The sequence below is a fragment of the Ruegeria sp. BK1 genome (genome assembly GCF_056535645.1).
Genome location: NZ_JBQFIS010000001.1, coordinates 2,778,721 through 2,800,416 on the forward strand (window position 1 = coordinate 2,778,721; position 21,696 = coordinate 2,800,416).

20 protein-coding genes are annotated in these 21,696 nt (G+C 58.4%); 9 read left to right on the forward strand and 11 right to left on the reverse strand.

Annotated features, from left to right (window positions below; genetic code table 11):
* Positions 1–20 precede the first annotated feature (20 nt).
* From cysQ to ACR3E7_RS13840, 7 genes are all read left to right on the forward strand, one after another.
* Complete coding sequence (gene cysQ, locus ACR3E7_RS13810; RefSeq protein WP_170790226.1) at positions 21–818, forward strand: 3'(2'),5'-bisphosphate nucleotidase CysQ; 798 nt, start codon at positions 21–23, stop codon at positions 816–818.
* A complete protein-coding gene (locus ACR3E7_RS13815) occupies positions 818–1,618 on the forward strand; it encodes a 3-deoxy-manno-octulosonate cytidylyltransferase (protein WP_480505428.1) in 801 nt (266 codons plus the stop codon). The genes cysQ and ACR3E7_RS13815 overlap by 1 nt, the downstream gene beginning before the upstream one ends.
* A 56-nt stretch (positions 1,619–1,674) precedes the next feature.
* Positions 1,675–2,658 carry a UDP-glucose 4-epimerase GalE gene (gene galE / locus ACR3E7_RS13820; RefSeq protein WP_480505426.1) on the forward strand — a complete coding sequence of 328 codons (984 nt, stop codon included), beginning with the start codon at positions 1,675–1,677 and terminating at the stop codon, positions 2,656–2,658.
* 7 nt (positions 2,659–2,665) lie between these two features.
* On the forward strand, positions 2,666–3,730 hold the full coding sequence (locus ACR3E7_RS13825) for a glycosyltransferase family 2 protein (RefSeq protein WP_480505424.1): 1,065 nt from the start codon (positions 2,666–2,668) through the stop codon (positions 3,728–3,730).
* A 136-nt stretch (positions 3,731–3,866) separates the two neighbouring features.
* Complete coding sequence (locus tag ACR3E7_RS13830; RefSeq protein ID WP_170786542.1) at positions 3,867–4,853, forward strand: glycosyltransferase family 2 protein; 987 nt, start codon at positions 3,867–3,869, stop codon at positions 4,851–4,853.
* Positions 4,850–6,547, forward strand: coding sequence for a DUF5927 domain-containing protein (locus tag ACR3E7_RS13835; RefSeq protein ID WP_480505422.1), 1,698 nt, complete (start codon positions 4,850–4,852; stop codon positions 6,545–6,547). Before ACR3E7_RS13830 ends, ACR3E7_RS13835 begins: the two co-directional genes overlap by 4 nt.
* A 6-nt stretch (positions 6,548–6,553) precedes the next feature.
* On the forward strand, positions 6,554–7,996 hold the full coding sequence (locus tag ACR3E7_RS13840) for a nodulation protein NodH (protein WP_480505420.1): 1,443 nt from the start codon (positions 6,554–6,556) through the stop codon (positions 7,994–7,996).
* Here ACR3E7_RS13840 and ACR3E7_RS13845 read toward each other — a convergent pair.
* The 8 genes from ACR3E7_RS13845 to hslO form a co-directional block, all read right to left on the reverse strand.
* Entirely contained in the window at positions 7,980–8,498 is a 519-nt protein-coding gene (locus ACR3E7_RS13845; RefSeq protein ID WP_170771395.1) for a L,D-transpeptidase family protein, read from the reverse strand. The two genes, ACR3E7_RS13840 and ACR3E7_RS13845, sit on opposite strands and share 17 nt — an antisense overlap.
* Positions 8,499–8,558: 60 nt before the next feature.
* Positions 8,559–9,344 (reverse strand): ion transporter, encoded by a 786-nt coding sequence (locus tag ACR3E7_RS13850; RefSeq protein WP_480505418.1) that lies wholly within the window; start codon positions 9,342–9,344, stop codon positions 8,559–8,561.
* Between the two features lie 18 nt (positions 9,345–9,362).
* The gene (locus ACR3E7_RS13855; protein WP_480505417.1) at positions 9,363–10,586 is read right to left on the reverse strand and encodes a class I SAM-dependent RNA methyltransferase; all 1,224 of its coding nucleotides are present in this window, start codon (positions 10,584–10,586) and stop codon (positions 9,363–9,365) included.
* A 47-nt stretch (positions 10,587–10,633) separates the two neighbouring features.
* A complete protein-coding gene (locus tag ACR3E7_RS13860; RefSeq protein WP_480505415.1) occupies positions 10,634–12,466 on the reverse strand; it encodes an ABC transporter ATP-binding protein in 1,833 nt (610 codons plus the stop codon).
* The gene (locus ACR3E7_RS13865; protein ID WP_480505413.1) at positions 12,463–14,301 is read right to left on the reverse strand and encodes an ABC transporter ATP-binding protein; all 1,839 of its coding nucleotides are present in this window, start codon (positions 14,299–14,301) and stop codon (positions 12,463–12,465) included. The genes ACR3E7_RS13860 and ACR3E7_RS13865 overlap by 4 nt, the downstream gene beginning before the upstream one ends.
* Before the next feature lie 192 nt (positions 14,302–14,493).
* Positions 14,494–15,648: a CCA tRNA nucleotidyltransferase gene (locus ACR3E7_RS13870; protein ID WP_480505412.1), complete on the reverse strand. Its 1,155-nt coding sequence runs from the start codon at positions 15,646–15,648 to the stop codon at positions 14,494–14,496.
* Positions 15,645–16,250 (reverse strand): CoA pyrophosphatase, encoded by a 606-nt coding sequence (locus ACR3E7_RS13875; RefSeq protein ID WP_170790297.1) that lies wholly within the window; start codon positions 16,248–16,250, stop codon positions 15,645–15,647. The genes ACR3E7_RS13870 and ACR3E7_RS13875 overlap by 4 nt, the downstream gene beginning before the upstream one ends.
* Positions 16,234–17,211: an Hsp33 family molecular chaperone HslO gene (gene hslO / locus ACR3E7_RS13880; protein ID WP_170786151.1), complete on the reverse strand. Its 978-nt coding sequence runs from the start codon at positions 17,209–17,211 to the stop codon at positions 16,234–16,236. The genes ACR3E7_RS13875 and hslO overlap by 17 nt, the downstream gene beginning before the upstream one ends.
* A 76-nt stretch (positions 17,212–17,287) precedes the next feature.
* Here hslO and ACR3E7_RS13885 point away from each other — a divergent pair, with 76 nt between their 5' ends.
* Complete coding sequence (locus tag ACR3E7_RS13885) at positions 17,288–17,731, forward strand: NUDIX hydrolase (protein ID WP_480505410.1); 444 nt, start codon at positions 17,288–17,290, stop codon at positions 17,729–17,731.
* On the opposite strand, the gene ACR3E7_RS13890 is transcribed toward ACR3E7_RS13885, so the two are convergent.
* Complete coding sequence (locus ACR3E7_RS13890) at positions 17,728–18,999, reverse strand: PP2C family protein-serine/threonine phosphatase (protein WP_480505408.1); 1,272 nt, start codon at positions 18,997–18,999, stop codon at positions 17,728–17,730. The genes ACR3E7_RS13885 and ACR3E7_RS13890 overlap by 4 nt on opposite strands.
* A gap of 151 nt (positions 19,000–19,150) precedes the next feature.
* On the opposite strand from ACR3E7_RS13890, the gene ACR3E7_RS13895 reads away from it, so the two are divergent.
* On the forward strand, positions 19,151–19,483 hold the full coding sequence (locus tag ACR3E7_RS13895; protein WP_480505406.1) for an Hpt domain-containing protein: 333 nt from the start codon (positions 19,151–19,153) through the stop codon (positions 19,481–19,483).
* Here the strand turns inward: ACR3E7_RS13895 and ACR3E7_RS13900 are convergent.
* Both ACR3E7_RS13900 and ilvA read right to left on the reverse strand, forming a co-directional pair.
* The gene (locus tag ACR3E7_RS13900) at positions 19,478–20,356 is read right to left on the reverse strand and encodes a glycosyltransferase family 2 protein (RefSeq protein ID WP_480505404.1); all 879 of its coding nucleotides are present in this window, start codon (positions 20,354–20,356) and stop codon (positions 19,478–19,480) included. The two genes, ACR3E7_RS13895 and ACR3E7_RS13900, sit on opposite strands and share 6 nt — an antisense overlap.
* A gap of 81 nt (positions 20,357–20,437) precedes the next feature.
* On the reverse strand, positions 20,438–21,664 hold the full coding sequence (ilvA, locus tag ACR3E7_RS13905; protein ID WP_480505402.1) for a threonine ammonia-lyase IlvA: 1,227 nt from the start codon (positions 21,662–21,664) through the stop codon (positions 20,438–20,440).
* Between the last annotated feature and the right edge of the window lie 32 nt (positions 21,665–21,696).

Consider the following 21,696-nt stretch of genomic DNA (forward strand, 5'->3'; position numbering starts at 1 on the left):
CACAGGAACGGAGCCTTTTTGTGACCTACGACGCCCTCATCCCCGTCATTCGACGTTTGGCCCTGGAAGCCGGTGACAAGATCATGGAGATCTATAACTCGGATGATTTCGACGTGAAGGTCAAATCTGATGCCAGCCCTGTAACCGAAGCGGATGAGGCTGCGGACGCTCTTATCTCGGCCGGCCTACGTGCAGCCTTCCCCGATATCCTGCTGGTGACCGAGGAACAGGCGGCCTCGCACTCTGAGAAAGGCGACACGTTCCTGATCGTGGACCCGCTGGACGGCACCAAAGAGTTCATCAACCGTCGCGGAGATTTCACAGTGAACATTGCGCTGGTGGAAAATGGCGTACCGACGCGCGGGGTGGTTTACGCCCCGGCCAAGGGACGCATGTTTTATACCCAGCCCGATGGACAATCAGTTGAGGAAACCGGCGCTCTGGACAAGGATGTTGTGGGCAACGTGACGCCGATACTCGTCTCTAAACCAAACAATTCGGCGCTTTTGATCGTGGCCTCCAAGTCGCACCGAGACCAAGCCACCGAGGATTACATCAACAAGTATCAAGTGCGCGACAGCAAGAGCGCGGGCTCGTCGCTCAAATTCTGTCTGGTCGCAACCGGTGAGGCCGATCTGTACCCACGCGTTGGCCGCACAATGGAATGGGACACAGCCGCAGGCCACGCAGTTCTGGCCGGTGCCGGCGGCAAGGTGGTTCGCTTCGACAACCACGAACCGCTGACCTATGGCAAGGACGGCTATGCAAACCCGTTCTTCATCGCCTACGCTCCGGGTGTTGAGTTGAAGGAAGCCTGATGTCCGTTCTGATCGCCATTCCCGCCCGCTATGCCTCGTCCCGCTATCCGGGCAAACCGCTGGTGCCTCTGACCGGGGCAAGCGGCAAGGCGATGACGCTGATTGAACGGTCGTGGCGTGCGGCCTGTTCAGTGTCGGGCGTGGACAAGGTAGTTGTCGCCACCGATGACGACCGTATCCGCGAGGCGGCCGAAGGGTTTAGCGCCGAGGTGGTGATGACTTCAGACACCTGCCAGAATGGCACCGAACGCTGCGCTGAAACCCATGCCAATCTGGGCGCGGGCTATGATATCGTGGTGAACCTTCAGGGCGACGCGCCACTGACACCGCATTGGTTTGTGGAAGACCTGATCGCGGGCCTGCGCGCCGCACCCGAGGCCGGTGTGGCCACACCTGTTCTTCGCTGCGATGGCGATGCGCTCAACAGCCTGCTGAACGACCGCAAACATGGCCGGGTCGGCGGCACTACGGCGGTTTTTGCGTCCGATCACAGCGCCATGTATTTCTCGAAAGAGGTGGTGCCTTTCACAGCGCAGACCTATGCGGGCACCGAGGATACCCCGGTGTTTCACCACGTAGGCGTCTATGCCTATCGCCCTGACGCGCTGGCCGCCTATCCCACATGGCCGGTGGGCCCGCTGGAACAGCTGGAAGGTCTGGAACAGCTGCGCTTCATGGAAAATGGTCGCAAAGTTCTGTGCGTCGAGGTCGAGGCCAAAGGTCGCCAGTTCTGGGAACTGAACAACCCCCAAGACGTGCCCAAGCTAGAGCAGATGATGGCCGAAATGGGCTTGGAATAAACCATGAGCCTTGATGCAGAACTGCATCCTTCCAAAACGCGGGAAAAGACTGTCCGATGACGAATATTCTTGTAACCGGCGGCGCCGGATATATCGGGTCCCATGCTTGCAAAGCGTTGAAACTGGCCGGATACACGCCCGTCACCTATGACAACCTGATCACCGGCTGGCAGGATGCAGTGAAATTCGGCCCGTTCGAACAGGGCGACCTGCTGGACCGAGCCAGGCTGGATGAGGTCTTTGACAAATACAAACCCGCCGCCGTCATGCATTTCGCAGCCCTCAGCCAGGTGGGTGAAGCGATGTCGGAGCCCGGAAAATACTGGACCAATAACGTCACCGGCTCGCTCAATCTGATCGAGGCCACGGTCGCTGCGGGCTGCAAAAATTTCGTATTCTCATCGACCTGCGCCACCTATGGCGAGCATGACAATGTGGTTCTGGACGAAGATACGCCGCAATTGCCACTGAACGCCTACGGGGCTTCGAAACGCGCGATCGAGGATATCCTGCGCGATTTTGATGCCGCGCATGTACTGAACCATGTGATCTTTCGCTATTTCAACGTAGCTGGCGCGGACCCCGACGGTGAAGTGGGCGAATTCCACCGTCCCGAGACTCATCTGATCCCCCTGATGCTGGACGCCATAGACGGCAAGCGCGACGGGTTGACCGTGTTCGGCACCGACTACGACACGCCTGACGGCACCTGCATCCGCGACTATGTACATGTCTGCGATCTGGTCGATGCGCATGTGCTGGGCCTGAACTGGCTGGAGCACGGCAAGGGCAGCCGCGTGTTCAATCTGGGCACCGGGACGGGTTTTTCAGTGATGGAGGTCATCGGTCATTCCAAAGCGATCACCAACCGTGATGTGCCCTATTCCATCGGTCCGCGTCGGGCGGGGGATTGCACCAAGCTTGTTTCCGGCTCGATTCGGGCCGAATCTGAACTGGGCTGGACGCCAAAAAGCTCAACGTTAGAGACGATGATTGCAGATGCATGGCGCTGGCATCAAAACGGGCATTACGAGAAATGAGGGCGCGGTGACCGCTGCCACCAACCCTCTCCCGCCGATTTCATGGGCGCAGAAATACCGGTTGCGCCTGAAACGTCGGCGGCTTTTGTGGCGTGCGTTCCGCAGCCGACATGACCTGACATGCCTGATAGACCGGACCAGCGACATTCGTCCCGGTGCCATTCTGGCCTTCACCACCCTGCGCAATGAACGCAATCGGTTGCCGTGGTTTTTCAACCATTACCGCGCATTGGGCGTCGGTCATTTTCTGATCGTCGACAATGACAGCGGCGATGGCTCAACCGAGTATCTCGAATGCCAACCCGACGTTTCGCTTTGGCAAACCACGGCCAGCTATCGTGCGTCACGTTTTGGTCTGGATTGGCTTACATGGTTGCAGATGCGATACGGTCACGGCCACTGGACCCTGATGGTCGATGCAGATGAGCTGTTAGTTTATCCCGACCACGACACCCATCCTTTGCCAGACCTCACCGGATGGCTGAACCGCACCGGGCGAAACGCATTTGGCGCATTGATGCTGGATCTCTACCCCGACACGTCACTGGGGATGCAGGACAATGACCCCAGCGCCGACCCAACCGAAGTTCTGAACTGGTTCGACACTGGGCCATACCGGATGCAGAGGCAGGCTCCGCTGGGGAACCTATGGGTTCAAGGGGGCTCGCGGGAACGGATGTTCTTTGCCGAAACGCCGCAAAAGTCACCCACATTGAACAAAATCCCGCTGATCCACTGGTCGCGGCGCTATGCATATGTGAATTCGTGTCATTCTGCCCTGCCGCGCAGGCTGAACGCAGCCTATAACGGACCGGGCGACAACGCGCCCTCTGGGGTTTTGCTGCATACGAAATTCCTGCCCGAAGTGGTTGAGAAATCAGGTGTCGAAAAGACCCGCCGACAACATTTCCACGACCCCGATCAATTCAACACGTATTACGACAGCATTCTTAATCGCCCCACCATGTGGACGCCCAACTCGGCCCGTTACAAAGGCTGGAGACAGCTTCAGCAGCTTGGCCTGATGGGAAAAATTGAGTGGAAATCCGCCGCGCGGGCTAACGACTTGTAAATGCGTTGCTTTGATAGATGGAAAGATGGCATAACGCGGCAATGCTCCGGCACCACTCTGGTTGATCCAGGCCCCGGAGATGCTCGCGTAAAGTAAAAGGTTGGGCCGTCACGTGAGCCTGTTGGATTCGTATCGCATGAGATTGCGGCGCAAGCGCCGCCTTTTGCGTTGCCTGCGCAAGCGGCGCGAACTGACGCCTGTCTTGGACCAGACTAACAAGATCAGCCGCCGCGATATTCTGCTGGTCAGCGTCGTGCGGAACGAGAAAATTCGCCTGCCGTATTTCCTGGACTATTACCGAAAGCTGGGGGTCGATCACTTTCTGTTCGTCGACAATGACAGCGAGGACGGAACCGGTGCGTTTCTGGCCAATCAACCCGATGTCTCGCTTTGGTCAACTGATGCCAGCTATCGGCGGGCAACCTTTGGCATCGACTGGTCCAACTACCTGCTGCGGAAATACGCCCACGGTCATTGGGTACTGACAGTCGACCCGGACGAGTTCTTTATCTACCCGTTCTGCGACACGCGCCCCATCCGCGCTTTAACCGATTGGTTGAACGGATGTGCCGTGCGCAGTTTCGGCACCATGCTGGTCGATATGTACCCACGCGGACCCGTGGATGATGAACCTTACCGCGAGGGTCAGGACCCGTTCGAAATCGCCCGTTGGTTCGACGCGGGCAATTACATGATCACCAAGAACCCCGAGTATGGGAACCTGTGGATACAGGGCGGCCCCCGCGCACGCACGTTTTTTCGCGACACACCGGAAAAAGCCCCCGCGCTTAACAAGATCCCGCTTGTGAAATGGGACCGGCGCTATGTCTATGTCAGCTCGACCCATTCCCTGCTGCCGCGCGGGTTGAATCAAGTCTATGACGAATGGGGCGGCGAAAAAGCCAGCGGTGCCCTACTGCACGCCAAGCTGATCGACACGCTGGGCGCCAAGGCGTTGGAAGAAATGCAACGCGGCCAGCACTACCGCAAATCCGGTGAATACCGCGCCTATGCCGAAGGGTTGGAGGATCAGACGGTGTTCTGGTGTGACTGGTCCGAGAAATACATCAACTGGCGGCAGCTTGAGATTCTCGGCCTGATGTCCAAGGGGAACTGGGCATGAGCCTTGGGGTTGTCATGCTGGTCCACACTGCCTTCAACCGGGCCGAACAGGTTGCCCGCCATTGGGCCGCCGCCGGATGCCCTGTTGTCATTCACGTGGATCGCAAAGTGCCCGACCCCACATGCGCTGCGTTCAGAGCCGCTTGTAAAGATGAACCCCTGATCCGCTTTTCAGACCGGTTCACCTGCCACTGGGGTGGCTGGGGAATTGTGCGAGCCACGCAATCAGCGTCCGAGATGATGTTGAACGCTTTTCCCGATGTGCATCACGTTTTTCTGTCCTCCGGCGCGTGTCTGCCTCTGCGCCCAGTTGCCGAACTCATCGACTACCTTGCACAGCGGCCCCGCGTCGATTTCATCGAAAGCGCCACGACCGCAGATGTCAGTTGGACAATTGGCGGGCTGGATCAGGAACGGTTCACCCTGCGGTTTCCGTTTTCCTGGCGCAAGCATCGCAAATTGTTTGATGTCCATGTGAAGCTCCAACGCGCGCTCGGTCTGCGCCGACGAATTCCAGACGGTCTTGTACCACATATGGGCAGCCAATGGTGGTGCCTGACCCGTCAGACTCTGTCCGCCATTCTGCAAGACCCCAAACGCAAGACCTATGACCGCTATTTCAGTCGGGTCTGGATACCGGATGAAAGCTATTTCCAGACGCTGGCCCGAATGTATTCGACACATATTGAAAGCCGGTCTCTGACTCTGTCGAAATTCGATTTTCAGGGTCGTCCGCATATTTTCTATGACGACCATCTACAATTGCTGCGCCGGTCCGACTGTTTTGTTGCCCGCAAAATCTGGTGCGAGGCTGATCGTCTGTACCAAAGTTTTCTGAAGGATCAATCCGGCGCGTTGGAACGGGCAGAGCCCAACCCCGGCAAGATTGACCGAGTCTTTTCCAAAGCGGTCGAACGTCGGACCCGCGGCCGGGACGGGCTGTACATGCAAAGCCGCTTCCCCCGCCATGGCAGCGAAAATGGCCTGACCTGTTTCCCCTATTCTGTGTTTCAGGGCTTTGCCGAGTTGTTCGATGATTTTGCACCCTGGCTGACGGATTGTACCGGAACGCGTGTTCACGGACATCTGTTCGACCCTGAGCGGGCCGAATTTGTGGATGGGGCATCTGTCATCAACGGTGCCTTAAGCGATTGCGCCACTTTGCGCGACTATAATCCCACTGCATTCGTTTCAAACCTGATCTGGAACACGCGGGGTGAACGACAGTGTTTTCAGTTCAGCCCGCGCGACACGCAAAAGATCAACTGGTTCTTTGCCCGCGACCGAAATGCCCAAATCTCGGTCATCACGGGGGCCTGGGCGATCCCCTTGTTCCGGTCCAACCGGGATTTCGCCGACATCCGGGCCGAGGCGGCGCGACTTCAGCAAATCGAGACCAAACAGCTAGAGGTTCTGAACTCGGTCTGGACCAAGGCACGGGTCAGGACCTGGACCTTGGCCGAGTTCGTGGAATCGCCGATGGAAGCTCTGCAAACCGTGATTGATGAGATTGGTACACAACCCCACGGCCACTTGACCAAAGCCCCCACCATGGTGGATCTCAGCGGATTTGGCCAATTCCTGCAAAATCTGAAAAACCAGGGCATGCACCCCTATTTGATGGGCGATTTTCCGGCGGATGACGTGTTTGGCACCAAACTCCGCACGTTTCCGAAACCCTATCTGGTGCAATAGCACGCAATGGCCAAGACCTTCGACTATTTCGTTATTCTCGCAGCCATGCGCACCGGTTCGAACCTTTTGGAAGCAAACCTGAATGCGCTGGACGGCGTGACCAGCCATGGAGAGGCGTTCAACCCGCATTTCATCGGGCGCATCAAAAAGGACGATCTGCTGGGGATCACGTTGGATGAGCGCGATGCGGACCCGCTGTCCCTGCTGGACGCCATCCGGTCGGGCGACGGTCTGAACGGGTTTCGGTTTTTCGACGGTCACGACAATCGTGTGTTAGAGCCTGTTTTGACCGATCCGCGCTGCGCCAAGATTATTCTGACGCGCAATCCTTTGGACAGCTATGTTTCGCTTAAGATCGCGCGGGAAACCAAGCAATGGCAGCTCAAGAACATAAAGCGGCGGCGCGAAGCGCAGGTTGGTTTTGACGCGGCCGAGTTCGAACGGTTTCTGGATCAACACCACGCCTTCCAAACCTCGATCCTGCACCAGATGCAAGCCACCGGTCAGACCCCCTTCTACCTTGCCTATGAGGATCTGCAGCGGCTGGACAGTTTGAACGGCCTGGCCGCATGGTTGGGGGTTGAGGCGCGGTTGGATGCATTGGACGACACGCTCAAACCGCAAAACCCGGAACCGGCGCGCTCCAAAGTGACAAACCCTGATGAGATGGAGCGCGCGCTGCCCACTCTGGACCGGTTCAACCTGCATCGCACGCCGAATTTCGAGCCCCGGCGCGGTCCGGCTGTTGCGACCTATGTGGCCGCCCCGCAAACGCCGCTGATGTATCTGCCTGTGCGCGGCGGGCTGGAAGGGCCGATTACGCAATGGCTGGCGGATCTGGATGGCGTGCCGCAGGATAATCTGACCACGGGCCAGAACAGGCGACAAGCACGGAACTGGCTGCAATCACATCCCGGACACCGCAAATTCACGGTGCTGCGCCACCCTTTGGCGCGGGCTCATACGGCCTATTGCCGCTATATCCTCAGCACCGAACCGGGCGCTTATCTGAAAATTCGCAACATGCTGCGCAATCGGTTCAAACTGCCAATCCCCGGTCAATTGCGCGACGGCAATTATCCGATCGAGCAGCACCATCAGGCTTTTTGCGAATTCCTGACCTTTCTCCGCCAGAATCTGGCCGGTCAGACTCCGGTGCGCGTTGACGGGGTCTGGTGCAGCCAGGCACAAGTGCTGGAGGGGATGGCGGGTTTCACGCCCCCTGATCTGATCCTACGCGAAGAAGACGTCACCACTGCCCTGCCCGAGTTGGCGCGCCGTTTCGGCCATGAGGCCCCCCCGACTCCAACGGCCGTAGTGCGCGATGCGCCTTACGACCTGTCAGACATTTGTGACGAAAAAATCGAGGCGCTGGCGGCCGAAACCTACCAGCGCGACTATATGCAATTCGGATTTGATCGGTGGAAACCGGTTACGCGCGCAAGGTGATGATCGTGCCGCGGTTTACCATCGCGTAGATCTCTTCAATCTCTTCATTCTTGACGGCGATGCAGCCTGCCGTCCAATCGGGCGTTTTCTTGGCGCGTTTGCGTTCAGCCCGTCTGTTCGGTTGGCCGTGGATAAAGATATCCCCACCCGGATCAACCCCGGCGGCTTTGGCCTGCGCAACATCGTTGGAATTGGGATACGAGATTCCCAACGACAAGTGATATCGGCTGTTGGGGTTGCGGCGGTCAATCAGATAGGTGCCCTCGGGGGTGCGCCCATCGCCGCGCTTGGTCTTGGTCCCTTCGGGGGCGAATCCAAGATCTACATTATATTCCTTGAGGACGTGTTCGTTGTGCAGAAGATACAACTTCCGCGCGCCCTTGTTGATGACCAAAGATGTTACTTCGGGTCCATCATAAGTTAGAAAACGTGGGCTGGCCGAGGCACAGGCCGAAAGGCCTACCGCTGCCACAGCACCCAATCCAAATGCTCGACGATCCATATTTCACTGCCTGCTACTTATTTTTTTCCGAATTTATGCCATAAAACACAAAAACTGAAATCACTTTTTGCTGTTCGCCCGCTCGGCCAGGCGTCGTTCGATATTTTCCAGCCGTTCCAGCACCTCGTCCCGATAGGCATCGGTTTTCACTTCATCCTCGGCATGGTGCGCGTCCTGCATCGAGTTCACGATCAGACCAACCAGCAGGTTCACCACTGCAAAGGTCGTGACCATGATGAAGGGAACAAAGAACAGCCATGCATAGGGATAAACCTGCATCACTGGGCGGACGATCCCCATAGACCAACTTTCCAGCGTCATGATCTGAAACAGTGTATAGGCCGACAGACCCAGATCGCCGAACCAGTCGGGAAAGCTGCCCGAGAACAGCTTGGTCGAGATCACAGCCCCGATATAGAACAGTATCGCCATCAGCAAAAATACGCTGGCCATGCCCGGCAGCGCCGAGATAAAGCCTTCGACCACCCGACGCAGGCGCGGCGCGACCGAGATCACGCGTAACACTCGCAGAATTCGCAATGCGCGCAACACAGACAATGCGCCGGCACTGGGGACAAGAGCTATGCCCACAATGATAAAATCAAAGATATTCCAGCCGCTTGTGAAGAACCGACGCCCGGTCGCGACCAGTTTCATCGCGATCTCGGCCACAAAAATCGCAAGACAAAGCTTATCCAGAGTCACGATCAAAGGGCCCGCAGCCTCCATCAAGGTCTCGGCGGTTTCCATGCCCAAGAGAGCGGCGTTAAACAGGATGACACCGGTGATGAATTTGCCGAAAATCGGCGCTTCTATAATGGTCAGCAGACGCTGATTGATGCCCATTCGGGATCTCCAGTGCGATTAGGGGTTCAGAGCGAACCGGGCGGCAAGTTCGGTGTGGGACGACCACCGAAATTGGTCAACCACCTGTACCCATTCAAGGGTGTAGCCTGCGTTAACCAGCGTCTTTGCGTCGCGGGCAAAGGTGACCGGGTTGCACGAAACATAGGCAATCACCGGCGGTTTGGCCTGCGCCAGCTCGGCAGTTTGTGCCTCTGCCCCGGCGCGGGGCGGGTCCAGCACCACGGCGTCATAGGGTTTCAGCTCGTCCGGCATCAGCGGGCGGCGGAACAGATCGCGCGCCTCGGTCGTGACTTTTTTCAACCCCTGTGCCCGGCGCCACCCCTGATCCAACGCGTCGGTCATCGCAGACTCGCCCTCAACTGCATAAACTTCGGCAGTTTGCGCCAGAGGCAGCGAGAAGGTTCCGCATCCTGCAAACAGATCGACAACCCGCTTTGCCCCCTGCGTGGCCTGCAATACTGCCTGTAACAGAGCCTGTTCGCCCTCTTTCGTCGCCTGCAAAAACGCACCGGGCGGCGGTACAACCGCAGCTCCGTCGAAGCGCTGAACCGGGGCGTGGCGCATCGCGATAACCTCGCCCTCCCAACTGAGGCGGGCAAGCCCGTGTTTCTCGGTCGCTTGCGCAAGGGCCAGTTCCAACGGGCCATCCAGCGGCTTGCCGCCTTTGACCGCAACGTCCAGTCCGCCTTCGGACAAGGTGAGCGTCACCGCCAGCACGCCTTTACGACTGCCACCCAACAGAGCCAGCGCCTCGGCCACGGGAATGGCAGCGATCAGGGCCGGGTCCAGCAGGTGACAATCGGGGATCTCGGTGATGGTATCAGACGCGCGTCCGTGGAACCCGGCAAGCGTGCCTTTCTTCGTCCGCCGAACGGCAATCGTTGCACGGCGACGCGAACGTTCCGGCGAGGTGTGAATGGGCCGCATCAGGGCATCGAGCCCCTGCGCGGCCAGCGCGTAGCGCACCACCGCCACTTTCCAGTCAGCGACAAAATCATCCGCCGCGTGCTGCAATTGACAGCCACCGCAGGCCTTATAGTGGCGACACGGTGCCTTCACCCGTTGGTCCGAGGGGGATTCGACCCGGATATCAGTCAAAACCTGCCCGTTAAGCGTGCCGCTGACCACCTCACCCGGAAGGGTTCGGGTGGCATAAACGGGACCGTCGGCTATCCCGTCGCCCTGATGGCCAAGGCGGTTTATGGTGAATGTCTGAGTCATGCGGGCCTGATACCGGTGCTTTGCACACAACAAAAGCCCTTTGGGCGCTATTCCGCCGCCTCGGCCTGAATGAATCCGCCTGACTGGCGGTGCCAGAACCGCGCATAAAGCCCGCCTTGATCCAGCAGCGCGTCATGCGAGCCGGATTCGACGACGCGGCCCTGATCCAGAACCACGATCCGGTCCATCTCGCTGAGGGTGGACAGGCGGTGGGCAATGGCCAGAACGGTTTTGCCTTCCATCACGCGGTGCAGGGCTGTCTGGATCGACGCCTCAACCTCGGAATCCAGCGCCGAGGTCGCCTCATCCAGCACCAGAATTGGGGCGTCTTTGAGGATTGCGCGGGCCAAAGCGATGCGCTGACGCTGTCCACCCGACAGCTTTACGCCCCGCTCACCCAGATGCGCGTCATAGCCGGTGCGACCGTGAGCATCTTGCAGGGACAGGATGAATTCATGCGCCTCGGCCTTTTTTGCGGCGGCAATCATCTGATCCTCAGAAGCATCGGGGCGGCCGTACAGAATATTGTCACGCGCCGAGCGATTGAACATCGCGGTTTCCTGCGTGACCATGCCGATCTGACGGCGCAGGCTGTCCTGCGTCACCTGTGACACGTCCTGCCCATCAATGCGAATAGCGCCTTTTTCCCCGTCATAGAGCCGCAATAGCAGCGAGACGAGCGTCGATTTACCTGCGCCAGAGGCCCCAACGATCCCCAGTTTTTCGCCGGGGTGAATGACCAAATCCACATCCGATACGCCGCCGATATCACGACCATAGGCAAAGCTAACGTGGTCGAAGGCGATCTGACCCTGACCCACTTTCAGTTCCTTTGCGGCAGGTGCATCCTCGACCCGGTCACGTTTGGCCAGGGTTTTCATGCCATTTTCGACCTCGCCGATATTGGCGTAAAGACCCATCAGGGTGAAACTGACCCAGCCGGTCATCTGCGAAATGCGGATCGAGACTGCGCCCGCCGCAACGATATCACCCGCCGTCGCAATGTCGCTGCGCCACAGCAACAAGGTCGCGCCCATCAGCAAGACCGGCAGAACACCTGCCAGCACCATCAGGATGAACCGGAAAGCGGCGGACAGGCTGCCGAACTCCAGAGATCTTTCGCGTAGATCGACCATAGCTGTACGCGCGGCCTGATCTTCGAACGCGGAATGAGCGAACAGCTTGACCGTCTTGATATTGGTGATCGTATCCACCACCTGCCCCGACACCATCGCCCGCGCCCCGGCCCGCGCGGCCGAGCGCAACCGGATTCGCGGCAGGTACCAGCGGATCAAAAGGAAGTAGACGATGAGCCAGCCGATAAAAGGCATCATCACCAGTGGATGAATCGATCCTAACAAAAGCAAAGAACCCACAAGCGAGGCCAGCGCAAAGACAATCGCACTGATTGTCTCGGACACGACCGAGGCCATCGCGTTCGAGGTCTGCATCTGTTTCTGCGCAATCCGTCCGGCGAAATCATCATCGAAATAGGTGACGGATTGGCCCAGAGTCCAGCGGTTCAGCTTCGCCAACACCAAGGGCGTGATATTGGGCATCACGACATAGTTGTTCGACAGGGCCGACATGCCGAAAAACACAGGGCGCAGCAGCATGAAGAACGCGGCACCGCCAAGGATGACCCACAGGTTGCTGCCGCTCAGAAAACCCTCGGGACCGCCTTGGGTCGCCACGTCTATGACGCGTCCCAAGATCCAGGCAGTTCCGGCTTCCATCGCACCTGCCGACGCCGAGAAGAACGCGGCAACAAAGATCATCGGCCAGGCGCCCGACAGGCTCCAGCGAATGAACGCCCCCAGCGTTTGCGGCGGGGGCGTTTCGGTGGATTTGAACGGGTTTATGAGGTCAGCAACCCTCATTCCGCGGCCTCCGGGTTCAGAAAGCCGCCGGATTGCCGCGCCCAGAACTGAGCATATAGTCCGCCCTGCGACAGTAGCTCTGCATGGCCACCTTGCTCGACGATCTTGCCGCCATCCATGACCAGAATACGGTCCATGCGGGCGATCGTGCTAAGACGGTGAGCAATGGCGATCACGGTTTTTCCCTGCATCATGCCGTAGAGCGTTTCCTGGATTGAGGCTTCGACCTCGGAATCTAGGGCAGACGTCGCCTCATCCAACAGCAAAATCGGCGCATCTTTCAGAATGACTCGCGCCAACGTCACCCGTTGCCGTTGGCCACCAGACAGTTTCACGCCACGCTCACCCACATGCGCGTCATAACCCGTGCGCCCCTGCGGGTCTTGCAGATCAAGGATGAACTCATGCGCTTCGGCTTGCTTGGCGGCGGCGATCATTTGCTCCTCTGTCGCTCCGGGGCGGCCATAGAGGATGTTGTCCCGGACCGAGCGGTGCAGCAACGCGCTGTCCTGCTGCACCATGCCGATATGGCTGCGCAAACTGTTCTGCGTGACCTGTGCGATGTTCTGATCGTCAATCAGGATCGCGCCCTGTTCGACATCATAAAACCGCAAAAGCAACTTGACCAAGGTCGACTTACCGGCTCCGGACCGCCCGATCAGACCGATCTTTTCACCAGGCTGAATTGTCAGGTTGATGTGATCCAGCCCTCCGGTCTCGCGCCCATAGTGATGCGACAGATCGCGGATGTCGATCTGACCGTGGGTCAGCTGCAAAGGCTGTGCGTCCGGTGCATCGAGCAGGTCGATGGGTTGAGCTATCGTCTCCATCCCTTCGGCCACAACACCCAGCTCCCGAAAGAAGCTGGTCAACGCCCACATGATCCAGCCGGTCATCGCATTCAGCCGCAAGGTCAGCGCCGTCGCCGCCGCGACCACCCCGACCGAGGCGCTGCCCTGCATCCAAAGCGCAATGGCCCAGCCGACCACGCTGACGATCAGCAACCCGTTCAGCGCAACCAGGACAGCATCCATGATGGTGAAAATCCGCATCTCGATCTGGAACGTGCGACGCGTTTCCTCGATCGCTTCGCGGGCATAGCCCAGCTCTTGCGCGTCATGGGCAAACATTTTGACCGAATGGATGTTGGTATAGCTGTCCACCACCCGCCCTGTCACTTCGGACCGCGCATCCGAGGCCGCCTTGGACGCGGGCCCCACCCGCGCAACCGTCCATCGTACTAGCAGCGCATAGAGCGCAAACCAGATCAGCAACGGCAATAACAGGCGCGGATCGGCGGCCATCAACAGGATCGCCGCACCCACCAGATACGCAAGCGAGAAAGAGATCGCGTCAAACACCTGAAACACCGCCTCACCCGCGGCGGGAGGCGTCTGCATGATGCGGTTGGCGATACGGCCGGCGAAATCATTTTCGAACCATTTCACCGACTGGCGCAGCACATGATTATGGGCACGCCATCTAAAAATAGTCCCTACATTGGGCAAAATTGCATTGTTCAGCAGCAATACATCCACCACATGCAACAGCGGACGCAGCAGCAGAACGAAGATGGCCATCAGAATCAACTCGGTGCCATGGGCTTTCCAGACTTCGGCCGGAGAGCCGGACAACAGGTCCACAACGCGGCCCATGTAGTAGATCAGCCCAACTTCGACCGCGGCCACAATGATCGAGATCAGCGCCGCCCAGACAAACAGCCCATAGAAGGGCCGGGTATATTCCAGCATGAACGGCCACAGCCGCGTGGGCGGCGTGTTGGTTTCCGTGTAAGCGGCAAAAGGGTCAACAAGGTTTTCGAAATAGCGAAACATGAAGCGTGCTCCAGATTGAGCAGATAATAGGTCGTGCGAAGAAAGATGGTGCCAGAACACCACCCTTACGGGTCAACGTGTCCCGGCTTTAGCCGAACCAGATCCCGTAATACATTCGCATCCCTCCATTCATGTGACAGGCGCACGTAAGCACAAAGAATCCAAATTGTCATCCCTTTTTGAGGCTTTGGCTCAGCTTCCCAGCAGTTCTTCACGGGTGAGGGCAAACCCGGACGCAATCCACCGCGTCTCAAGCTCTGCCAGTTTTTTGCCCAGCGCGGGGCCGGTGAAATCCGGGATCAGATCGGTCGCTTGAACTGGGAAATCGGCGGCAGCCCCTTTGCGCAGATCAGCGCGCATGTCTTCTGACCAAGGCTGTTCCAGAAGAGCGCAGCGCAGCAAAGCTTCGTGCAGACCATCCTCTTCGCCGTCGCGAAAGCCCAACTCGGCAATGGATGCGGTGCCGCTGGCCTCATCCCGCATCCGGGTCAAGCGTTGAAGCTGGGTTTTGCTCAGGCGCAGGGTCTTGGCGATCTCAGGCGGGGCAATGGCGGCCAGACGGCGGATCGGTTCGGGATCAACCCCCGCCTGTTCTTCTAATGCAATCAAAGGAGCAAGCGCGCGGTCATCCGCCCCTGGCAGGATTTGAGACAGAGCCCCCGCCTGCCGCATCGCCGCGACCGAAGGCGCAGGATCCTGCGCACCCAATAGTTTCAACAGTTCAGCGCCAACGCGTTCGCGAGACAGGGCGACAAGCCCGTCCAGATTGGACGCAATCGCGGCCAGTGCATCGGGGTCAAACCCCGCCTCAGCGTCGCCATACCACGCATGAAACCGGAAATAGCGCAGCGACCGCAGGTAGTCTTCGCGAATGCGGTGTTCTGCCGTGCCTATGAACCGCACCCGTCGCGCCTGCAAATCGCCCAACCCGTTCAACGGGTCCAAAACCGAGCCGTCAGGCTGGGCGTAAAGCGCGTTCATGGTGAAATCGCGGCGGGCCGCGTCCTCTTCCACGTGATCGGAAAAGGCCACTACGGCCCGGCGACCGTCGGTTTCCACGTCACGGCGAAAGGTCGTGATCTCATGCGGGATGCCATCGCTGACGACAGTGATGGTGCCATGATCAATCCCGGTGGGGATCGCTTTCAGACCAGCACCTTGCGCCAGTTCCATTACGCGTTCAGGCCGCGCATCCGTGGCGATGTCGATATCCGAGACCGGAGCCCCCAGCAGCGCATTGCGCACGCAACCACCGACAAACAAGGATTGCGCGCCCGCATTCACCAGCGCCGCGCAAACTGTTTGCGTCGCCGGGTTTGACACCCAATCTTCGGTGATCACCGTCATTCGCTCATCCGTGCAGCCAAACCTCGCAGCATTCGGGCCGTCGCGCCCCAGATGTAGTAGGGACCATAGGGCACCGTAAAATAATACCGTTTCTGACCCCGCCACCGGCGCGATTCAACGAGATAGTTTTCAGGGTTCAGCACATGCGCAAGCGGGACCGAGAAAACCTCGTCCACCTCACCAGGTTCAGATACAAACCGGACCCTGTCATGCAAGATTGCCACGACCGGCGTGACCGTGAAGGACGTCACCGTCTCATGCGTGGGCAGATGACCCAGAATTTCCGGCAGATCCTCGGGCAAGCCAATTTCTTCACGGGCCTCGCGCAGGGCGGTGGCGGTGGCATCCACATCCCCCTCATCCTGCTTACCGCCTGGAAAAGCGATCTGCCCCGGATGATGTTTCAGGGCCGAGGAACGTTTCGTCAGGATCAGGCGCGGCGTGCCATCGGCGATGGAAATCGGAACCAGAACTCCGGCCGGTCGCAGCTTGCGCCCTTCGGGCAGAACCGTGTCGGGGTTCAGGTCAAAATCGCTTGACCCGTTGCCGGGGCGGCGCAGGGCCACCCGCAGCTGGTCTGTCAGTTCAGGCGTTGTCAGCATCGAAACCAACAGTGCTGGGGTCTAGCACATAATGCGCACCGCAGAACTGGCAATCCGCGGTCACGTCACCCTCGGGCGTGGTCATCTTTTCGATGTCCTTGGCCGAATAGATCGACAGGCTTTGCCGCACACGGTCTTCGGAGCAGGTGCAGCCGAACTGCACCGGCTGCGCATCGTATACACGCGGCTGTTCCTCGTGAAACAGGCGGATCAGCAGGTCGGTCGGCGCTATGGACGGTCCTATTAGTTCAAGATCGTCCACCGTATCCAACAGGATGTTGACGCGGCCCCAATTTTCGCCCTCTTCCCCGTCCACCAGATCATTGGCGGTCAGAATCTCGCCCGCGCCCTGACCCGAAGCCGCAAAAGGCGAGGCTTTGGGCATGTGCTGCAACATCACCCCGCCCGCGCGCCAATGCTCACCGACGCCCGGTTCGGTCGATTTCCCAAAACTCAGCGAGAACCGCGTCGGCAACTGTTCGGACTGTGCGAAATAAGCTTCGGCACAGGCGCTGAGTGAGCCACCGGCCAGCGGCGTAATGCCCTGATAGGGCTGCGTACCCTCGCCCTGGTCGATGAGGATGGCGAAATACCCCTCGCCAACCTGATCAAACGGCGCGGCATCGGTCAGCTTATCATGGTCGAAACTGGCATAGGCGCGGATGCGGGCCGGTTCACCCTCGGCCTGCGGGGCATAGTAATCGGTTGCAATCATGCGCACCGCCCCCTTGGATTGCACCTGCAAAGACAGCTTCCAGCGCAGCGAAACCGTCTGACCGATCAATGCGGTTAGCAGGGCCATCTCGGCCACCAAAGCCTCGACCTTTTCAGGGTAGTCATGCTGCTTCAGGATGCCGTCCAGCACCCCGTCCAACCGCGCTACGCGGCCACGCATATCGGATACATCGAGTTGAAAGGGCAGGACGGTGTCGTCCCACGCGATTTTGGTTCCAAGAGACATGGGGTTTCCTTACACGCCACAGATTGGCATACCGCCAGCATATAGGTCGAAGATTTCGGGTTGTAAGGGGCCATACATGATCAGACGGTTCGGTGAAACCCCGCAAGCAGGGCGCAAATACACGCAGCGGGTAGGAGTTTACGCCTTATTGCCGCGCGGGCAGCAGCTTTTGCTGACCTGTCAGTTGGAACCCGGCCCCGATCTGCAACTTCCGGGCGGCGGTATCGATCCCGGCGAATCACCCATCACCGCGCTGCATCGCGAAGTGGCCGAGGAAACCGGCTGGCTGATCGCCGCGCCCCGGCGCGTCGGTGCCTTCCGGCGCTTTACTTATATGCCGGAATACGACCTGTGGGCCGAAAAGGTCTGCCTGATCTACCGCGCCCGTCCGGTGCGGTGCATCGGCCTCCCGACCGAGCCGTTTCACGAAGCGCTTTGGATGGAGGCCACAGATGCAGCCCAAATGTTGGGAAATGACGGGGATCGTCACTTTGCCACGCAATATCTGCTGGATCTCTAGTTCCCGTTATATTCGAAGAATACGGCCGAGACGTCATCATCCATGCCCTTCCCCGGTGCCATGGATTGCGTCAACCGCCAATACATGTCGTCCAGAAACTCGGTCCCGCTGCGACCCGGCGCGCAGTCGGTTGCCAGGCGCCGCAGCCCGTCTTCGTCTAGCAGAGAGCCATCGGCCAAGCTGCATTCGGTGAACCCATCTGAATAGAGCAGCAGCTTGTCGCCCGGTTCCATATAGATTTCGGTCCGCTGAAAAGACACGTCTGACAGCAATCCGATCGGTAAACCGCCTTCGCCCAGAAACTCGGTCCCACCGTTCCGGCGCAACAACAGTGGATGCGGATGGCCAGCCTGCACCATTTTGACATGCCCGTTGCGCAAATCGACAATGGCATAGACCATGGTGAAATATTCTTCGACCCCTGCATCCGCCATTAAACGGGAATTGAGCGTTTCGGCCACGTCTTCAGGCGGTAAAAGCGCAAAGAACTTTTCAAAGCGCCGCTCCATCGCGACGTTTTGGTCAAAATGCTGACTGGAGAGATATCCACCCAGACGCGCGGTCATCATCGCCGAAGTGATCCCGTGGCCCGAGACATCTATGCTATAAAATCCCACGCGATTCACGCCCGGTGAGAACATGCCGACAAGGTCGCCCCCGATGTGACCGCAGGGCTTCAACAACATGCTGACACGCGACTTACCGAATTCCCGCGACAATTCGGGCACCAGAGATTCCTGGATCTTGCGCGCCTGCATCAGGTCCTTGTCGATTGCATCATGGGCCACCCGCAATTCGCTGAGCGCCGTTTCGATCAACCGGTTCTTTTCCGAAAGCTCGTGCTGCATGTCCAAGATGCGCGCCCCGGCCGAGATGCGCGCGCGCAGCTCATCCGCCTCAAGCGGTTTGATCAGAAAGTCATCCGCGCCGGCATCCAGACCCCGTGCCACCTCTTGCTTTTCACTTTTAGCGGTCAGCAGGATAAAATAGCTGTATTGATCCGTTTCCAACGCCCGAAACGCCCGGCAAAATTCCGGCCCGCTCATCCCCGGCATAACCCAATCGCTGAGCACTAGATCGGGCAGGTCCTGCGCACAAATCTCAATTGCGGCATCGCCACTGTCAGCTTCGAGAACATCGAAGCCCCATTTTTTCAGCGACGCCACCAGGATTCGGCGCTGCAGGCGACTGTCGTCAACGACAAGCACCGTTCGGATACCGCCGAACCCCAGTTCTGCCCTGGTTTCTGTCTGACTGACCTCTGCCACCTGAATGCCCTGCGGTTCCCGTCTTTGCAGGCAGACCCTAGCGCAGAGCTGTTTAATATCCGGTGAAGGGTGAAGCAGTTTGAGATTTAACCGGGTTTTTACCGCTTTCACGTTACCAATCCTCCGTCACCGAAAATACGGAGGTTTGGGTATGATCGACTGGCCCAGGGTCAGACAACTAAGGGATGAGGTCGGCGCCAGCGAATTTGATGAGGTGGTCACAATTTTCCTGGACGAGGTGCAAGAGGCACTAGCCCGCCTGCGCGCCGACACAAACCGCGACGGGTTCGAACGAACCCTGCACTTTCTGAAAGGCGGCGCGCTGAGCCTTGGTTTCAAAACCCTTGCAACGCTCTGCCAGGATGGTGAAAGGCAATCGGCGCAGGGGCAAAGTCAAATGGTGAATGTCGCGCAGATATTCAAGGCGTTCGAAACCTCATGCGCCGAGTTCAAGTCCGGTTTGAGCAACTTGAAAGGGCTATAGCTTTATGGGGAATTTCTCGGGAAACCGGAACTTTCGCAAGGTGACGTCCATTTTCCGATCATGGGTGAAATAGCCATCATTCATGGCCATCAATGATTTCAAGGCATCCTGACGGCACAGCTCGACACTTTCCGTCATTGGGAATTCTGCGCAGCGTAACAATTCCCGTATCAACCGCCGGTGTCGCCGTGATCGTCTGCGCCAGCCTACGATCCCCACGGATTGTCCCGGCGTACTGGCAATCTCAACCCCACCCGCCATCGAGTCATCCACCAACGGAGACCTCTCCTGTTCCCGTCGGTGCAACTCGTCCAGGTTGCCATAGTGAAAATGCATGTTGAACAGGCCCGGAAGCAGGTCGAAACTGTCATTCATCACCCCATGCCCGCCGGTTCCGAAGGACACGCGCCGCTGGACAAGGCAAGGTTTGGAATAGGGGACCTCGAACAGGCAGAATTTATCGGGTGAAAACAGCGTTTCCTGATCACTGCCCTGCGTTGCCACCAGATTGAACCCCACCGCCCCGGCCGCGTTTTCATCGAAGTCGAACTTGTAGTCCAACAGTGCAGATCCGTCCGCCGTTACCAGCAATTCGTCGCAATCTGCCACGATCACCCGGTCATAGAACTGCGTCAGCATAGCCGAAAAATCCGACAACATGCGCCAGCGGGCGTAGTCAAAGCTTTGATGCAGCCCGTCGCGCAGAATGGCGATGACGTTGCAGCCCTGCCCGATCCGGTCAATCTCGGGATCAGCACCGTGGGACAGGATATACACATTCTCGGGGCCAAGCTGAGTTGTGTAGTAGGCGACCCATTTCTCAAGGTACCAATAATCGCGCCATACCATGGTCACTGCTGCAAGCGGCTTCATCTGTGCACTTTCCGGTCCTGTTCACCTGAACGTGCCTAGGCGAAAACCAGAAGGCAAACAAGGCGGTCGGCGCGCTTGCAATCAGATCACGAACTGCGCCAGCGTTTCGTCCTCGGTGATATCGGTATAGGTGAACCCAGCCTCGTCCAGATGCGCAAACAAGCGGGCGAAATTCTCGGGTTTGCGCGTTTCAATCCCTATCAGGACCGAGCCGAAATTGCGGGCCGATTTCTTCATATATTCGAACCGGGCGATGTCATCCTCAGGGCCGAGGATATTGAGAAACTCTTTCAGCGCACCCGGACGTTGCGGCAGGCGCAGGATGAAGTATTTCTTGACCCCCGAATAACGCTGCGCTCTCTCTTTCACTTCCGGCAATCGCTCGAAATCGAAGTTGCCACCCGAGGTCACGCATACGACCGTTTTGTCTCGGATAAAGCTTTGAATGTCGCCCAGCGCCTCGATCGCCAATGCACCTGCGGGTTCCAGCACGATGCCTTCGACATTCAGCATTTCGATCATGGTGGTACAGATACGGTCCTCGGACAAGACATGCACGTCAGACAAGTGGCGCGATTTCAACAGCTCGAACGGTTTCGCGCCGATTTTTCCGACGGCCGCTCCATCAACAAAATTGTCTACGTGATCCAATGCAACCGGATGCCCGGCCACCATAGCTGCGTGCAGGCAAGCCCCACCCTTGGGTTCGACAAACAGGCAATGGGTGCGGTCCCCGAACCACGTTGCCACGCCCGAGGACATCCCGCCCCCGCCCACCGGCAGGATCACGTGATCTGGTATTTGGCCCAGCTGTTCTTCGATCTCAACCGCCAGAGAGGCCTGCCCTTCGATCACGTCCTCATCGTCGAAGGGCGACAGGAAATGTCCACCCTCCTGCGCACACCACGCTTGTGCCGAGGACAGAGTATCGTCGAAATAGTCGCCGGTCAGGTGGATCTCGATATTGTCGCCACCAAAGATTCGGGTTTTCTGGATTTTCTGCTGCGGAGTCGTCACTGGCATGAAGATCACACCGCGCACGTTCAGATGTTTGCACATGAAGGCCACGCCCTGCGCGTGATTGCCCGCGCTGGCACAGACGAACAGGTCCTGTCCTTGCTGCTTGCGCATCGCATTGAACGCGCCCCGGATTTTGTACGACCGCACGGGGCTGAGGTCTTCACGCTTCAGCCAGATATCTGCACCGTAACGGTCAGACAGATGGGCGTTGCGCTGCAGTGGCGTTGCCGGAAAAACGGAGCGCATCGCCTGTTCGGCAGCGCGGGCGCGGGTCATGAAATCACTCATGACCCGTTCAGTGGCCGATCCTGACTAAAAGA

What these genes read in the sequence shown, in the direction of transcription:
- ACR3E7_RS13895 (WP_480505406.1), top strand. Translation starts at nt 19,151, where the DNA reads ATGATCGACTGGCCCAGGGTCAGACAACTAAGGGATGAGGTCGGCGCC.
- ACR3E7_RS13865 (WP_480505413.1), bottom strand. Translation starts at nt 14,301, where the DNA reads ATGTTTCGCTATTTCGAAAACCTTGTTGACCCTTTTGCCGCTTACACG.
- ACR3E7_RS13900 (WP_480505404.1), bottom strand. Translation starts at nt 20,356, where the DNA reads ATGAAGCCGCTTGCAGCAGTGACCATGGTATGGCGCGATTATTGGTAC.
- ACR3E7_RS13835 (WP_480505422.1), top strand. Translation starts at nt 4,850, where the DNA reads ATGAGCCTTGGGGTTGTCATGCTGGTCCACACTGCCTTCAACCGGGCC.
- ACR3E7_RS13870 (WP_480505412.1), bottom strand. Translation starts at nt 15,648, where the DNA reads ATGACGGTGATCACCGAAGATTGGGTGTCAAACCCGGCGACGCAAACA.
- ACR3E7_RS13840 (WP_480505420.1), top strand. Translation starts at nt 6,554, where the DNA reads ATGGCCAAGACCTTCGACTATTTCGTTATTCTCGCAGCCATGCGCACC.
- ACR3E7_RS13815 (WP_480505428.1), top strand. Translation starts at nt 818, where the DNA reads ATGTCCGTTCTGATCGCCATTCCCGCCCGCTATGCCTCGTCCCGCTAT.
- ACR3E7_RS13885 (WP_480505410.1), top strand. Translation starts at nt 17,288, where the DNA reads ATGATCAGACGGTTCGGTGAAACCCCGCAAGCAGGGCGCAAATACACG.
- ilvA (WP_480505402.1), bottom strand. Translation starts at nt 21,664, where the DNA reads ATGAGTGATTTCATGACCCGCGCCCGCGCTGCCGAACAGGCGATGCGC.
- ACR3E7_RS13860 (WP_480505415.1), bottom strand. Translation starts at nt 12,466, where the DNA reads ATGAGGGTTGCTGACCTCATAAACCCGTTCAAATCCACCGAAACGCCC.
- ACR3E7_RS13830 (WP_170786542.1), top strand. Translation starts at nt 3,867, where the DNA reads ATGAGATTGCGGCGCAAGCGCCGCCTTTTGCGTTGCCTGCGCAAGCGG.
- galE (WP_480505426.1), top strand. Translation starts at nt 1,675, where the DNA reads ATGACGAATATTCTTGTAACCGGCGGCGCCGGATATATCGGGTCCCAT.
- ACR3E7_RS13850 (WP_480505418.1), bottom strand. Translation starts at nt 9,344, where the DNA reads ATGGGCATCAATCAGCGTCTGCTGACCATTATAGAAGCGCCGATTTTC.
- ACR3E7_RS13845 (WP_170771395.1), bottom strand. Translation starts at nt 8,498, where the DNA reads ATGGATCGTCGAGCATTTGGATTGGGTGCTGTGGCAGCGGTAGGCCTT.
- ACR3E7_RS13875 (WP_170790297.1), bottom strand. Translation starts at nt 16,250, where the DNA reads ATGCTGACAACGCCTGAACTGACAGACCAGCTGCGGGTGGCCCTGCGC.
- hslO (WP_170786151.1), bottom strand. Translation starts at nt 17,211, where the DNA reads ATGTCTCTTGGAACCAAAATCGCGTGGGACGACACCGTCCTGCCCTTT.
- ACR3E7_RS13855 (WP_480505417.1), bottom strand. Translation starts at nt 10,586, where the DNA reads ATGACTCAGACATTCACCATAAACCGCCTTGGCCATCAGGGCGACGGG.